This window comes from Burkholderia sp. HI2714, assembly GCF_002223085.1.
Taxonomy (GTDB): Bacteria; Pseudomonadota; Gammaproteobacteria; order Burkholderiales; family Burkholderiaceae; genus Burkholderia; species Burkholderia lata_D.
On the sequence record NZ_NKFM01000067.1, the window covers coordinates 260514 to 273333 of the forward strand.

Annotated in this window: 15 protein-coding genes; 7 read left to right on the forward strand and 8 right to left on the reverse strand. The window is 68.4% G+C overall.

The window, feature by feature from the left end:
• The first annotated feature begins 320 nt into the window (after window positions 1-320).
• On the forward strand, window positions 321-968 hold the full coding sequence (locus CFB82_RS37800; protein WP_089487390.1) for a response regulator: 648 nt from the start codon (window positions 321-323) through the stop codon (window positions 966-968).
• A 330-nt stretch (window positions 969-1298) separates the two neighbouring features.
• Entirely contained in the window at window positions 1299-2072 is a 774-nt protein-coding gene (gene fnr, locus CFB82_RS37810; RefSeq protein ID WP_089487392.1) for a fumarate/nitrate reduction transcriptional regulator Fnr, read from the forward strand.
• A 23-nt stretch (window positions 2073-2095) separates the two neighbouring features.
• Here fnr and CFB82_RS37815 read toward each other — a convergent pair whose 3' ends face one another.
• Window positions 2096-3085 (reverse strand): zinc-dependent alcohol dehydrogenase family protein, encoded by a 990-nt coding sequence (locus CFB82_RS37815; RefSeq protein ID WP_089487393.1) that lies wholly within the window; start codon window positions 3083-3085, stop codon window positions 2096-2098.
• 175 nt (window positions 3086-3260) lie between these two features.
• Between CFB82_RS37815 and CFB82_RS37820 the strand changes: the two genes are divergently transcribed.
• The 5 genes from CFB82_RS37820 to CFB82_RS37840 all read left to right on the forward strand — a co-directional run bounded on the left by CFB82_RS37820 (window position 3261) and on the right by CFB82_RS37840 (window position 8028).
• A complete protein-coding gene (locus CFB82_RS37820; RefSeq protein ID WP_089487394.1) occupies window positions 3261-4262 on the forward strand; it encodes an Acg family FMN-binding oxidoreductase in 1002 nt (333 codons plus the stop codon).
• A gap of 51 nt (window positions 4263-4313) precedes the next feature.
• Window positions 4314-4649: a c-type cytochrome gene (locus tag CFB82_RS37825; protein WP_089487395.1), complete on the forward strand. Its 336-nt coding sequence runs from the start codon at window positions 4314-4316 to the stop codon at window positions 4647-4649.
• A 22-nt stretch (window positions 4650-4671) separates the two neighbouring features.
• Window positions 4672-5712 carry an LOG family protein gene (locus CFB82_RS37830; protein WP_089487396.1) on the forward strand — a complete coding sequence of 347 codons (1041 nt, stop codon included), beginning with the start codon at window positions 4672-4674 and terminating at the stop codon, window positions 5710-5712.
• 139 nt (window positions 5713-5851) lie between these two features.
• Window positions 5852-6076 (forward strand): hypothetical protein, encoded by a 225-nt coding sequence (locus CFB82_RS37835; RefSeq protein ID WP_089487397.1) that lies wholly within the window; start codon window positions 5852-5854, stop codon window positions 6074-6076.
• 185 nt (window positions 6077-6261) lie between these two features.
• The gene (locus CFB82_RS37840) at window positions 6262-8028 is read left to right on the forward strand and encodes a SulP family inorganic anion transporter (protein WP_089487398.1); all 1767 of its coding nucleotides are present in this window, start codon (window positions 6262-6264) and stop codon (window positions 8026-8028) included.
• A gap of 98 nt (window positions 8029-8126) precedes the next feature.
• Here CFB82_RS37840 and CFB82_RS37845 read toward each other — a convergent pair whose 3' ends face one another.
• From CFB82_RS37845 to CFB82_RS37880, 7 genes are all read right to left on the reverse strand, one after another.
• The gene (locus CFB82_RS37845; protein WP_089487399.1) at window positions 8127-8366 is read right to left on the reverse strand and encodes a hypothetical protein; all 240 of its coding nucleotides are present in this window, start codon (window positions 8364-8366) and stop codon (window positions 8127-8129) included.
• Between the two features lie 50 nt (window positions 8367-8416).
• The gene (locus tag CFB82_RS37850; protein ID WP_039353456.1) at window positions 8417-9067 is read right to left on the reverse strand and encodes a BON domain-containing protein; all 651 of its coding nucleotides are present in this window, start codon (window positions 9065-9067) and stop codon (window positions 8417-8419) included.
• A gap of 256 nt (window positions 9068-9323) precedes the next feature.
• Window positions 9324-9758, reverse strand: a complete 435-nt coding sequence (locus CFB82_RS37855) for an Hsp20/alpha crystallin family protein (RefSeq protein ID WP_089487400.1) — start codon at window positions 9756-9758, stop codon at window positions 9324-9326.
• 180 nt (window positions 9759-9938) lie between these two features.
• Window positions 9939-10214 carry a DUF1488 domain-containing protein gene (locus tag CFB82_RS37860; protein ID WP_089487548.1) on the reverse strand — a complete coding sequence of 92 codons (276 nt, stop codon included), beginning with the start codon at window positions 10212-10214 and terminating at the stop codon, window positions 9939-9941.
• Window positions 10215-10276: 62 nt separating this feature from the next.
• Window positions 10277-10747 carry a universal stress protein gene (locus CFB82_RS37865; protein ID WP_089487401.1) on the reverse strand — a complete coding sequence of 157 codons (471 nt, stop codon included), beginning with the start codon at window positions 10745-10747 and terminating at the stop codon, window positions 10277-10279.
• A 143-nt stretch (window positions 10748-10890) separates the two neighbouring features.
• On the reverse strand, window positions 10891-11364 hold the full coding sequence (locus CFB82_RS37870) for a hypothetical protein (protein WP_089487402.1): 474 nt from the start codon (window positions 11362-11364) through the stop codon (window positions 10891-10893).
• Window positions 11365-11915: 551 nt separating this feature from the next.
• Window positions 11916-12797: an endo alpha-1,4 polygalactosaminidase gene (locus tag CFB82_RS37880; protein WP_089487404.1), complete on the reverse strand. Its 882-nt coding sequence runs from the start codon at window positions 12795-12797 to the stop codon at window positions 11916-11918.
• Window positions 12798-12820 lie beyond the last annotated feature (23 nt).

Consider the following 12820-nt stretch of genomic DNA (forward strand, 5'->3'; position numbering starts at 1 on the left):
ACGCCTCCCTGTCGTTGCCCGGTTTAGACCGGCTTGCCGAACCAGTTTGGGCCCGGCCAACGTCATCCGGTTGATGCCGGTCAAGTCCACGCGACGGCGGCAGTACGCATCGATCCCGATTGGCGAACGTCGGCGACCGGCGCACAATTTCGGGGCATCGACGAACCGGCCCCGTGCCGGTCCCGCCCCGACGACGATGGACATCGTCCGGTCATCGGCGTCGGCCATCATCGAGCGATTGAGCGCGCCGGTCCGCGACGATGATCGACGCAAGCCGCCGCGTGGCCCGCGCCACGTGATCCGGCAAGGAATGGATTGCCATGATCCGGGTACTCATTGCCGACGACCATGCCCTCGTCCGGGACGGTCTGCGGCACATCCTGCAGAATGCCAGCGGCTTCGAGGTCGCGGGTGAAGCGTGCGACAGCACGTCCACGATCGCGCGCGTGCGGGATACCCCCGCGAATGTCCTGGTGCTCGACCTGTCGATGCCGGGCCGAAACGGCGTCGAACTCATCAAGCAGATCAAGGACGAGAAACCGGCATTGCATATCCTCGTGCTGACGATGCACGCCGAGCAGCAATACGCGGTGCGCGCGTTCCGCGCCGGCGCGTCCGGCTACATGACCAAGGAGAGCGCGAGCGCCGAGCTGGTCGCGGCACTGACCAAGATCGCAGCCGGTGGCGTCTACGTCAGCCTGACCATGGCCGAGCAGTTCGCGCAGAGCCTGAACGAGCCGACCGATCTCCTGCCGCACCAGCGTCTGTCCGACCGCGAATTCGACGTGTTCCGGCGCGTCACCACCGGCGAGTCGATCTCCGAAATCGCGGAAGCGCTCTGTGTCAGCGTCAAGACGGTCAGCACCTACAAGACGCGGATTCTCGAGAAGATGCAGATGCCGAACGACACGGCGCTCGTGCGCTATGCGATGCGCCACAAGCTGTTCGACGACCCGGACGATCTCTGACGGCGGCTCCGGCGCACGACCGGCGCACCCGCGCGTCGGCCCGGACAGAATGCCGCACCCGTGTAGGAAATCGCCTACATCGCTTCCATGTGACCTACTGCATCTTCAACGGCTGCTGATTTCCTTGACGCCGCGCAACATCCATACTCCAGATCAAGAAAAACAAGCACGCGCCTCGCGGAGCAAAGGCGGCACTCGCCGTCGGGACAGGCCTCCATCCGGCGCGGTTCTTCACCATGAGTGCGGCAACCGCCAGGGCCAGCGGCGCGACCACCAGCGCGATCCCGCCCACGGCGGCTCGTCGCTGTCCTCAACGTACTGGAGCCGATCATGCAGAGCCATGCCGAAGTTTCGCCGACCACGCCGTTCCGCCCGTTCATCCCGTTGCATCCCGTCGACCGGGCGGAACAACCGAAGCGCGCCGCGTCCCGTTGCTCGACGTGCGCGTTGCGTACCGTCTGCATGCCGGCCGACCTTTCTCCTGATGAATTCGCGCGCGTCGACGCGATGATCTGCACGACGCGACATGTCAGGCGCGGCGAAACGCTGTTTCGCGCGGGTGATGCGTTCAACAGCATCTATGCAGTCCGGACCGGATCGTTCAAGACCATCGTGACGCATCGCGACGGCGACGAGCAGATCACCGGCTTCCAGATCGTCGGCGAATCGCTCGGGCTCGACGGCGTGCACACCGGGCACCACAACGGCGACGCGATCGCGCTCGAGGACAGTACCGTCTGCATCATTCCGTTCGGCCAGCTCGAGCAGATGTGCCGCGAAGTACGGCCGATGCAGCATCACGTGTACCAGATGATGAGCGGCGAAATCGTCCGCGAATCCGCGCTGATGCTGCTGCTCGGCACGATGACCGCCGAACAGCGCGTGGCCGCGTTCCTGCTGAACCTTTCCACGCGCTTCAAGGCGCGCGGCTACTCGGCCGCCGAATTCGTGCTGCGGATGACGCGCGACGAGATCGGCGAATATCTCGGGATGAAGCTCGAAACGGTCAGCCGCATGATGTCGAAGTTCCAGCACAAGGGGCTCGTCGCCGCGCAAGGCAAGCAGATCCGCATCGTCGATCCGGAAGGCCTCGGGCGAATCTGACCTCGCTGCGCGCGGCCAGCGCATCAGCCGCGCATCGCGAGTACCGCCGCCCCGGACAAGCGGCCCGTACGCAGGTCGTCGAGCGCGCGATTCGCATCGGTCAGCGCATAGCGCACGGCCTCGACCCGCAGCGGCATCGCCTCGGCGACCCGCATGAATTCGACCGCATCCGCACGCGTCAGGTTGGCGACCGACACGATGCGGCGCTCGCCCCACAGCCACGCGTACGGAAAGCCCGGGATATCGCTCATGTGAATGCCGCCGCACACGACGGTCCCCCCTTTGTCGACGGCGCGGAGCGCGGCCGGCACCAGTGCGCCCACCGGCGCGAAGATCAGCGCGGCGTCGAGCGTCTCGGGCGGCGTTTCGTCACTACCGCCGGCCCACGCGGCACCGAGTGAACGCGCCAGTTGCTGCGCCACGGTATCGCCGGGCTTCGTCAGCGCAAACACCTTCCGCCCCTCGGCATGCGCGACCTGCGCGACGAGATGCGCTGCGGCGCCGAAGCCGTAGATGCCGATGCGCCGCGCATCGCCCGCCATGCGCAAGGTTCGATAACCGATCAGGCCCGCGCACAACAGCGGCGCGGCTTCGAGATCGGTGTAGCGCTGCGGCAGATGCACGCAATAGCGGTGGTCGGCGACGGTGCGCGCTGCGTAGCCGCCGTCGATCGTATAGCCGGTGAATCCCGGGCTGTCGCACAGATTTTCGCGGCCGGTCGCGCAGTACGCGCAATGGCCGCACGTCGAGCCGAGCCATGGCACACCGACGCGATCGCCCACGGCGAAGCCCGTCACGCCTGCGCCGAGCGCACGCACCGTACCGACGATTTCGTGCCCCGGGATCAGCGGCAGCTTCGGATGCGCGAGCTCGCCGTCGACGACGTGGAGATCCGTCCGGCAAACGCCGCATGCGTGTACGTCGATCAGCAACTGGCCCGCCGCCGGCAACGGGTCCGGCACGCGCGCCTCGCGCAAATGCGGTGTCGTGCCGTCAAACATCATCGCAAGCATGCTCGCCTCCCCGCGCACGCGTGTTCGTACGCGTCACCTCTCCACGCTAGTCGCTCCGCGTCGCGAACGCATGGCCCGGTGAAGGGCGCTTGATGTGGGTCAACGGCGGACGGACGGTTGCTGACACGATGAAGTGGCATGACGCCCCCCCGTGTGGCGACCAGGAGATGATCGAATGATATCCGTTCCCCCACTCGCCGCGCGCGCCCACCCAGAGGACGATCTGAGGCCGCTGTTGGCCTACGCGGTGCTGGCGCCGTCCAGCCACAACTCGCAGCCGTGGCGGTTCATCGTCGACGGCCCCACGATCGCGGTCTGCGCGGATCGGGTACGCGCGTTGCCCGTCATCGATCCGTTCGATCGCGAGCTGATCATCAGCTGCGGTGCGGCCCTGCTCAACCTGCGCGTCGCGCTCGATCACGCCGGGCTCGCTCATACGATCAGCACGTTTCCGTCCGACATCGATCCCGATCTGCTGGCGATGGTCCGGGTGTGCGACGACGGCTATTCCGATGCGGCCCTCGGCGCGCTGTTCGATGCGATTCCGGCGCGCGTCACGACGCGTGCGCCGTTCGAATCGACGGCCGTGCCGGACGACCTTCAGCGCGAGCTGATCGCGGCCGGCGTCGCGGAAGGCGCGGAGGTCGCCTGCATCGATTCGATCGCGCATCGCGCACGGGTGGCCGAGCTGGTCGCCGAAGCCGATCAGCAGCAGTTTGCGGATCCGCGCTTTCGCCGCGAACTGGCGAGCTGGATCGATCCGCGCCGGCACGCCGACGGCATGCCGGCGTTCGCGGCCGGCGTGCCGACGCTGCTGGACTTCGCGGCGCCCGTCGTGACGATGGCGGTGCGGACCTTCGATCTCGGCAACGGGCTGGCCGCGCTGCATCACCAGCTCGTCGGCGCGTCGCCGCTGATCGTATGCATTTCGACCGTGCGCGACGATCGCGACGCGTGGCTCGCCGCCGGACAGGCGCTGGAGCGCGTCCTGCTCGTCGCGGCGCGCGCGGGCTATACCGCGTCGTACCTGAACCAGCCGATCGAGACGGCCGGGCTGCGCGCGCACCTGCGCCACATGCTCGGGCTGCACGGCGAGCCACAGTTGCTGCTGCGTGTCGGGCGCGGCCCGCATACGCCGCACTCGCCGCGCCGCCCGCTCGACGAAGTGGTCTCGTAAGCGCGCCCTGCGGCGCGATACGGCCCTTCCGATCCGGACAAGGAAAACGACATGAACCTCCTGCGTAATGCCGCCTTCTGCGTGATCGCCGCCGCGGCCAACCCGGCCACCGCACAGACGGCCGTGCCCGAGTCGACCGATCTCGTCAATGCGCAGCACTGCATGTTCTGCCATACGTCCGACATGACGTTCCTCGGGCCGTCGTTCCATGAGATCGCGCAGCGCTACCGCGGCGATCCGGCGGCCGCGCCGGAACTGGAACGCAAGCTGCGCGTCGGCGGCCGCGTGCACTGGGGCGACACGCCGATGCCGTCCGCCGAGGATCGCGGCGGCCCGCTGTCCGCCGACGACGCGCACCAGCTCGTGCAATGGGTGCTGAGCCAGTAACCGGCCCGCCAGCCAGCCGCTCATGTCGACCGCCGTCAAACGCGTTCCCGCCGGTATCGCACGAGGTGGCGTGCGCCGCCGTACCGCAGCCGGCCCGACGCCGGCGGCCGCGCCCGGCAAACGCGCTCGCACACGGCCCGATGCGATCGTCGGCAACGACGGCGTCCAGCGCATCCCGCATCGCGCGCCGAGTCGCGCCGGCGGCCCGAACTGCACGCCCGCCGACGGCGATGCCACCATCCTGCAGCGCGCGGGCATGCGCGGCATCCGGCTGCAACTCGACTACTGGAAGGCCGAGGAACGCCTGCAGAACGAACGCATCGGCCATGCCGTCGTCATCTACGGCAGCACGCGCATCGTTGCCCCTTCCGTCGCGAACGCGCGGCTGAGCGAAGCCAATCGCCTGCTTGCGGCGCGTCCGCACGATGCGGGCCGGCGTCACGCCGTCGCGGCGGCGAGCCGGCTCGTCGAGCACAGCGTGTATTACCGCGTCGCGCGCGAATTCGGGCGCATCGTCGGTCACGCCGACCGGTGCACGCGCACCGCGCGGCTCGCCATCGTCACCGGCGGCGGCCCCGGCATCATGGAGGCCGCGAATCGCGGCGCCTACGAGCGCGGCGCGCCGAGCATCGGCTTCAACATCGAACTGCCGCGCGAACAGGCGCCGAATCCATATATCACGCCCGATCTCTGCTTCCGGTTTCACTATTTCGCGATCCGCAAGCTGCACCTGCTGGAACGCGCGAAGGCAGCGGTATTCTTCCCCGGCGGCTACGGCACGTTCGACGAGCTGTTCGAAGTCCTGACGCTGCTGCAAACGCGCAAGATCCCGCCGCTGCCGGTCATCCTCGTTGGCGAAGCGTACTGGCGCCGCGCGGTGGACCTGGCCTTCCTCGCGGACGAAGGGATGATCGATCGCCGCGACCTCGACCTGTTCACGTACTGCGAATCCGCCCCCGACATCTGGCGCGCGATCGGCGGCTGGTATGCGCGGCGACGCGCGCCGCGGCCGGTGCGACGCCGCACGGCGCCGAAGCCGAAGCCGAAGCCTCGTGCCATGTAGGAATCCGCCGACGCCCGCCGCACGATTCCTACCGCAGCTTCGGGGCACGCCGATTGAATCGCGCCGGCGCGGCAACGATACTGGATTCACGGATCACGGCTGCGCGGTATCCGGATTCCGGGCCATCAGGAGAGTCGTCATGTCATACGCTACCCATCTTCCCGATCCGGGCGATCAGGCCGGCCAATCCGACCCAGCCGCCCTCGACACGCAGGCGCTCGTCGCCCTCGCCCGCGACGCCGGCATGCTCGTGATCCTCGACGGACAGATCGGGCGCGAACGCTACGAAAGCGTGACGGGATCGGTCGCGACGCTGGCCCGTTTCGTGCAGGCGCTGCAACTGTCGGCGCTCAAGGCCGCTTGACGCAGTGCGTGGCCGTGCCGCCCCGCCGGCATCCGGTGCGACGGCGGCGGCCCCGTCATCCGATGCAATGGCCGTTCTCCCGCTACCGCTTCGTCCGTGCGCCCGGGTTGCCCGCCTCCCGATGACCGTGCGCTGGCCGGCGCCTGCCACGCCTTTCGCCCGGTCGTCTCGGGGATGACGCCGCGATGAACCGGCCCCTGTCCGAGCGCGTCGCCCACCTGCTGCCGGGTGTTGCGCTGCTCATGAACTACCGGCGTTCATGGCTCCCGCGCGACCTCTATGCGGGCATCGCACTGTCAGCCGTGCTGGTGCCGGTCGGCATGAGCTACGCGCAGGCGGCCGGCTTGCCGGCCATCACCGGGCTCCGTGCATCGATCGCCGCGTTGCTCGCGTATGCGCTGCTGGGCCCGAGCCGGATCCTCGTGCTCGGCCCCGATTCGGCGCTGGCCGCGCTGATCGCCGGCGCGATCGCGCCGCTCGCCGGCCACGATCCGCAGCGCGCCGTCGCGCTGGCCGGCGCGCTGGCGCTGTCGGCCGGCACGATCTGCATCCTGCTCGGCACGCTCCGCCTCGGCTTCGTCACCGACCTGCTGTCGCGTCCGATCCAGTACGGTTACCTGAACGGCATCGCCGTTGCGCTCGCGATCGGCCGGTTGCCGGAACTGCTGGGCATGCCGGTATCGGGCGGCGACGTGTTCGGCAGCGTGCCGCGCATCGCGCATGCCCTCGTCGAACGCCGGTTCTCCCTTGCTTCGGCCCTGCTGGGCATCGGGATGCTCGCGACCATTTTCCTGATGAAACGCGCCATGCCGCGGGCGCCCGGCGTACTGATCGCCGTGCTGGCGGCGACCGTGATCGCGCAGGTGTCGCCGCTGCACGGCGTCGCGACGGTCGGCCTGTTGCCGGCCGGCGCGCCCGTTGCGCACCTCCCGGCCGTCTCCTTCGCCGACCTGACGACGCTCGCGTCCGGCGCAATCGCCGTCGCGCTGGTGTCGTTCGCGGACATCAGCATGCTGTCGCGCGCCCTTTCCACGCGCGCACGCGATACGCCGGACCGCAACCAGGAACTGGTCGCACTGGGCGCCGCCAATCTGCTGGCCGGCGTGATGCAGGGCTGCGCGGTCAGCAGCAGCGCGTCCCGTACGCCCGTCGCGATCGCCGCGGGCGCGCAAAGCCAGGTCACGAATCTCGTCGCGGCGGCGTGCATCGCGATCCTGCTCGTTGCCGCGCCGGCGCTGCTGACCCTGGTCCCGCGCCCGGCGCTGGCCGCCATCGTGATCTACGCGGCGTTCGGCATCGCGGACGTCCGCAGCGTCGTCCGGCTGTACCGGATGCGCCGCGGCGAATGCCTGATTTCGGTGCTCTGCTTTGCCGGCGTGATCGGCATGGGCGTCGTGCCCGGCATCCTGCTTGCCAGCGCGCTGTCGCTGCTGTCGTTCGTGTGGCGCGCGTGGCATCCGTACGATGCGGTGCTGGGCCGGCTGGCCGGCGTGCGCGGCTATCACGACATCGCACGGCATCCCGACGCGATACAGACGCCGGGGCTCGTGCTGTTCCGCTGGGATGCGCCGCTCTTCTACGCGAACGTCGAGATCTTCTGCGAGCATCTGCATGCTGCCGTTGCGGCGTCGGCGTCCCCGGTCGCGCGCATCGTCGTCGCGTCCGAGCCCGTCACCGATATCGACGTCAGTGCCGCGGACCGGCTCGTGGCGCTGTGCGAGGAACTCCGGGAGCAGAAGATCGCGCTGGGCTTCGCGGAGATGAAAGGCCCGGTAAAGGACCGCCTGCGCGCCTACGGGCTGTTCGACGTATTCGGTCCCGCCTGCTTCTTTCCGACCGTCACCGACGCGGTCACGCATCATGTCGGGGAGCAACGCGAACAGGCGCGCGACGACGAACCGGTCTCGCGTCCCGCTGCGCCGCCTGCCGGCGGAGATCAGGCGAACGACTAGGCACATCGCCGCATGCGCGATGCGACGTGCATTGTATCGGACGACGAACGAAATGCCGGCGCCCGTGCGACATGCTCGCGATCACCGCTGTCGCCGCGTCAGACTGTAAACGTGTTCGACTTCCTCATCTCGACCCACGTCATCCCGGCGCGCAGCCCGTCGATGGCGGCTTCACGCTCGGTGTCGTGGGTCCGGCTGTGCGCGAACGTACGCTCGCACGCGCCCTCCGGCGACATCAGCGTCACCCGGATCCTGCAACGGTAACCGCCCGTTCCGGTGGCGATCGTCTCGATCGCCACCGACCAGTCCGCGTCTCGTACCTCGCCTGACAATGTCATTCGACTCCCCCTTCCGCGCGGACCGCGCATCCGGTTACCGCTTGCCGGCGTTACTCGACGACCAGGTCGTCGACGACGGCGCGCACGCCGCGCGCCGACCATGCCGCCCCGCGCACGGCCTTGCGCTCGGAGAACGAGCCGACCTTGCCGGACAGCCGTACCGTGCCGTCGCGCACCTCGATCGCGATGTGCTTCGCCTCGCGTTCCGCATGGCGCATGATCGCGCGCTTGATGTTGCCGCCGATGTCGGCCGAGCCGATCGTCCCCTGCACCGCGATATGGTCGGTCACGCCGGTCACGCTGCGCATCTGCGAGATCGCCCGCACGGCCAGATGGCTCTGGTACGCCCACTCGACCCTGCCGGACAGCGTGATCCAGCCGTGTTCGACCTGCACCTTCACCGCGTCGTCGTGCAACCCGACCGTCCAGTGCAGCACCGAACGCACCGCGTTCGCGATGTCCTCGTCGGTGCGAACGTCGTCGTCCGGCAGATGCACGGTCATGTCGACGACGAGCGCCTTGACGCCGGCCACGCGGTTCGCCGCCCGCTCGATCGCCAGCTTCTCCGCATAGCTCGGCGGATGACCCGAGAGCGTCACGATCCGGTTGACGACCTCGACACCGATACGTGTCGCGTCGATCGCCGGGTCGGACTCGAGTTCATCCTGAACGTCCTGCTTCAACTGCTTGTCGGTCTTCATCGCCTGCACTCCTGTGAGCCGCGGCGCGCCGGCGCGCCGCACATCTCCAGATTTGCACACGCGCGGCGAGGGATCGCTGATGCAGGTCAACGGACGCCGCCCGACGCGCAGACGGCGCGCAACCGCGCGGGCGGCACCGGATCGAATGCGTAGGCGTTCGGGCAGCCCCTCAATGAAACGGCGCGCGGATCGCTCCGCGCGCCGATAGCTCCGTTCGGGCGACGCGGGCCCGCATCGCCCGCTGCCTGCCGTCCGATCAGCTGATCGCCAGTTTCTTCTGCGCGACCGGCGCCTTCTTCGGCAGCGTCAGCGACAGCACGCCGTCCTGGTAAGTCGCCGTTGCGTTCGCATCGTCGATCTCGCCCGACAGCGAGAACGAACGGCTGATCGCGCCGCTGTAGCGCTCGCGCCGGATCACGCGCTCGCCATCCTTCTGCTTCTGGTTGCGCTCGATCTTCGCGTGGATCGAGACGGTGCTGCCCGCCACCTGGACGTCGATGTCGTCCTTGGCGACGCCCGGCAGTTCCGCGTTGACCTTGTACGCCTCGTCGCTTTCCGTCACGTCGATCTTCATCGAGGCAAGCTCGGGCTCGTCCGTCAGCGTCATCCCGCGCAGCGGCCTGAACAGCCCCTGAAACAGGTCGGCGACGGGTTCGATCGAAAACGGATCGTAACGCGCGACATGGCTCATGGTTCGTACTCCTGGAACGATAGACAGGCAGCCCGCGCGTTCGTCCAGCCCGCGCGACGCCATGATGAAGACCGGATCGGCGCGGCACCGTGTGCCGTGCAACGGACGAACGATCATCAGGATTCCAGCGTAATCTCCCCAATCGGCACGCGCTTGATGCGCGTCAACGACTGCGGGCGCTCATGTGCAGAACCGGAAATAGCCGCTGTGGAGCAGGATCGGCCGGCCGTCCATCTCCTCGAGCAGGCAGCGTGCGGCGCGCTCGATCGCGCGACGGTGGCGGGCAAACGCCTCCACGAGATCCTGTTCGCGCGGCGACGCCGCGCGGAAGTGATCCTCCAGCGCTGCCGCGGTGATCGCGCAGTACACGCGGCGGCCTTCGACCAGCGCCGGAAAGGTCAGCGCCGGATCCATGCCGCAATACGTCGGATGTTCGGAAGGAAAGGAGATCTGCATGACGGTCACCTCGGCAGGTTGCGCGCGGGGCGCCATCTGGCGGCGCCTCGTGCATGGCGGCCCTACGCCGCCGCCGCGGCCGGTGCGGCGTCGCTGCCGCGCACGAGCAGGACCGGGCAGCTCGATCCGCGCAGGAACCGCTCGGCGACGCTACCGAGGAACAGCCGCCGGACCCCGCGCCGCCCGTGGGTACCGACCACCGCGAGATCGATCGACCGCTCGGCGACGTAGCGCTGCAGCCGTTCGGCGATACTCTCGCCAAGCTCGGTCTCGACGAGTTCCGTCTCGCCGTTGACTGCCGCGTGCGCAATGGTTCGTTCCGCTTGTCGCAGGACCGACGCGCCGTCGCGCCGGATCTCGGCGAGCAATGCATCCGGGTCCAGGCGCCCGCTGTAAGTGATCAGCAACGATTTGTCGACGACGAAAACGGCGAACAGGCGCGCACCGCACGATCGCGCCACCTTCAGGCCCTCGTCGAGCGCCCGTTGCGATGAAGGGCTGCCGTCCACGGCGACCATGATGTTCGTATACATACCGACCTCGCTGGATGAACCGACGCGCCGGCGGCGTTCGGATTGGTTTTCATCATCGGCGTTCGCCGGAAGCGGGCGTTGACGGAGGTCAACGGTTCGAAATCATGCGGAAACCGGCACGCGAGTGGACGCGAGACGCCGGATCATCGCGGCATGACCGGCGCCGTCGGTGCGTCGGACGAACGCGCCGGGTTCCCGTACGACCGGAAGCCCCGCTCGATGTCGAGGATCTTCGTCGCGCACGCGTCGTACCGCCAGCCCGGGCCGCCATCGCTAGCGTACATGCCCTTGCACATTGCCTTGAGCCGGATTACCGAAGCGCCACCCGACGCCGTGCGGGAGGCCCACAGATACACTTCTCCGGCCAGAATCGGCGCCGCCGTTTCGATCGTGTCCGCATCGGCGTGCGTGATCCGGGTCGACGAATGCGCTTCGACGTAGCGGCGTGCGAAGTGCCATGCGCGGTCGCATGCGGCAGGCGTCGAACACTGCAGCACCGCGCCCTGGCGCGCCGAGAACAATTGCGTTTCCGTCGCGCGGAAGGCCGCGTTCCGTTCCGCGCCGGCGCACGCGCTCAATGCAAGCAGCACGCCGAGCGCCCATAACCGTTGGTTCATCACCCTGCCCCGCAACGCATCGCGTTCCGCCCGCAAGCGGGCGGCATGAACACGCCCGGCGCGAATCCGGCCCAGTCGCCGCCGCCCTCCCGCATGCGGCGCGCAGTCGCGTGCGGCATCGCGCGAGCGTTCGACTCGACTGTATGGCTTGCATGAAGCATGCGGTTGACCTGCGTCAATTGCCAGCCCGGGCGACGCGGGCCGCGAACCGGAATGCTGTCGATGCCGCACCCATGCCGGCCCGCACGCACCCGTCCGTGCGCACAGTCGCGATGCCCGTGTCGTCATCGCGGCCGATGCGATCGCACTCGGCGCGGCGCGACACGACCTGGCGACCGTCGTCCGACAGGCTTGCCGGACAATCCACCGTGACGCACGCGTGCGAGCGCGCAAAATGGCCCCCCATTCGCCCGACGGAAATCGGCACCACGCGCCGCCCGTTCCGCGGCCACCACGCAACGCTCGACCGCGATGAAGCGCTCACGCCCGATACATGCGCGGCAGGCTCGTACGCTTCGCCGTGGCGAAGCCCGTCATCCCCGCGCCGCCGCTCACTCGAACCGGCACGCCGCGCGCGGCAGCGCCGCGAGCGTGTCGCTCGACAGTTTCAGAATGCCGTCGAAATTGGCCTGGTTGTCCGCCGGGCAGAAATCCGCGAGCGTCATGCCGTCCGGACGCGTGTATTCGACATTGAACACGGCCTTGTTCAGCGCGACGAAGCTCGCGTAGTCGCCGCACTCGTGGAACCTGTTGCATTGCTCGTTGAGCGCCCAGTCGGCCACTTTCGCCATGGCGGCAGCGATACCCGAGCCGTTCTTGAGGCCCATCGACATCCCGCGATCGTGCGCGGCGGCGATCAGCGCCGTGTTGTACCGCAGCTGGTCGTCACGCGTCAGCGGAAAGCCGGTTTCCTGGCGATAGCTGTCGTCGAGGTCCGGCTCGATGCCGTCGCAGCCCTTTTTCTTCGCCTGGTCGAGTCGCGCCAGCATCAGCGGCATCAGGATCGTGGTCTGGCGAATGTCCAGCCAGCGTTCGTGATCCTCGTATCCTTCGACGGGGTTGCCGAGCACGCTGTCCGGAAACTTGCCGGCGTCGCCACGGGTGTCCTCCCGCCCGCCCACCTCCATGTAGCAGACGACATAGACGCCCTTCGCCTTCAGGCGCTGGATCGTGCCGGCATCGGTCAGCTCCATGTCGACGTCGAACATCTTGCGCGGGTTGTTCACGCCGTCCAGCACCGTCTCGTTGATCCGGTTGCCGTCGATCTGCCATTGCCAGCTCGTGCCGGGCACGAGCGGTTTCCACGCGGTGGCCTGCGACGCGCGCGCCGAGGCCGCTGCAACGGCGCTGCCGGGCACGGACGAATCGGAGTCGCCTCCGCACGCCGCGAGCAGCAGCATCAGCACGAATGAAGCGAACGATCTTGCGGACATGACGAATCCTTTGCCTGTTGGCG

What these genes read in the sequence shown, in the direction of transcription:
- CFB82_RS37820 (WP_089487394.1), top strand. Translation starts at nt 3,261, where the DNA reads ATGATATCCGTTCCCCCACTCGCCGCGCGCGCCCACCCAGAGGACGAT.
- fnr (WP_089487392.1), top strand. Translation starts at nt 1,299, where the DNA reads ATGCAGAGCCATGCCGAAGTTTCGCCGACCACGCCGTTCCGCCCGTTC.
- CFB82_RS37800 (WP_089487390.1), top strand. Translation starts at nt 321, where the DNA reads ATGATCCGGGTACTCATTGCCGACGACCATGCCCTCGTCCGGGACGGT.
- CFB82_RS37830 (WP_089487396.1), top strand. Translation starts at nt 4,672, where the DNA reads ATGTCGACCGCCGTCAAACGCGTTCCCGCCGGTATCGCACGAGGTGGC.
- CFB82_RS37840 (WP_089487398.1), top strand. Translation starts at nt 6,262, where the DNA reads ATGAACCGGCCCCTGTCCGAGCGCGTCGCCCACCTGCTGCCGGGTGTT.
- CFB82_RS37850 (WP_039353456.1), bottom strand. Translation starts at nt 9,067, where the DNA reads ATGAAGACCGACAAGCAGTTGAAGCAGGACGTTCAGGATGAACTCGAG.
- CFB82_RS37845 (WP_089487399.1), bottom strand. Translation starts at nt 8,366, where the DNA reads ATGACATTGTCAGGCGAGGTACGAGACGCGGACTGGTCGGTGGCGATC.
- CFB82_RS37825 (WP_089487395.1), top strand. Translation starts at nt 4,314, where the DNA reads ATGAACCTCCTGCGTAATGCCGCCTTCTGCGTGATCGCCGCCGCGGCC.
- CFB82_RS37835 (WP_089487397.1), top strand. Translation starts at nt 5,852, where the DNA reads ATGTCATACGCTACCCATCTTCCCGATCCGGGCGATCAGGCCGGCCAA.
- CFB82_RS37860 (WP_089487548.1), bottom strand. Translation starts at nt 10,214, where the DNA reads ATGCAGATCTCCTTTCCTTCCGAACATCCGACGTATTGCGGCATGGAT.
- CFB82_RS37855 (WP_089487400.1), bottom strand. Translation starts at nt 9,758, where the DNA reads ATGAGCCATGTCGCGCGTTACGATCCGTTTTCGATCGAACCCGTCGCC.
- CFB82_RS37870 (WP_089487402.1), bottom strand. Translation starts at nt 11,364, where the DNA reads ATGAACCAACGGTTATGGGCGCTCGGCGTGCTGCTTGCATTGAGCGCG.
- CFB82_RS37865 (WP_089487401.1), bottom strand. Translation starts at nt 10,747, where the DNA reads ATGTATACGAACATCATGGTCGCCGTGGACGGCAGCCCTTCATCGCAA.
- CFB82_RS37880 (WP_089487404.1), bottom strand. Translation starts at nt 12,797, where the DNA reads ATGTCCGCAAGATCGTTCGCTTCATTCGTGCTGATGCTGCTGCTCGCG.
- CFB82_RS37815 (WP_089487393.1), bottom strand. Translation starts at nt 3,085, where the DNA reads ATGCTTGCGATGATGTTTGACGGCACGACACCGCATTTGCGCGAGGCG.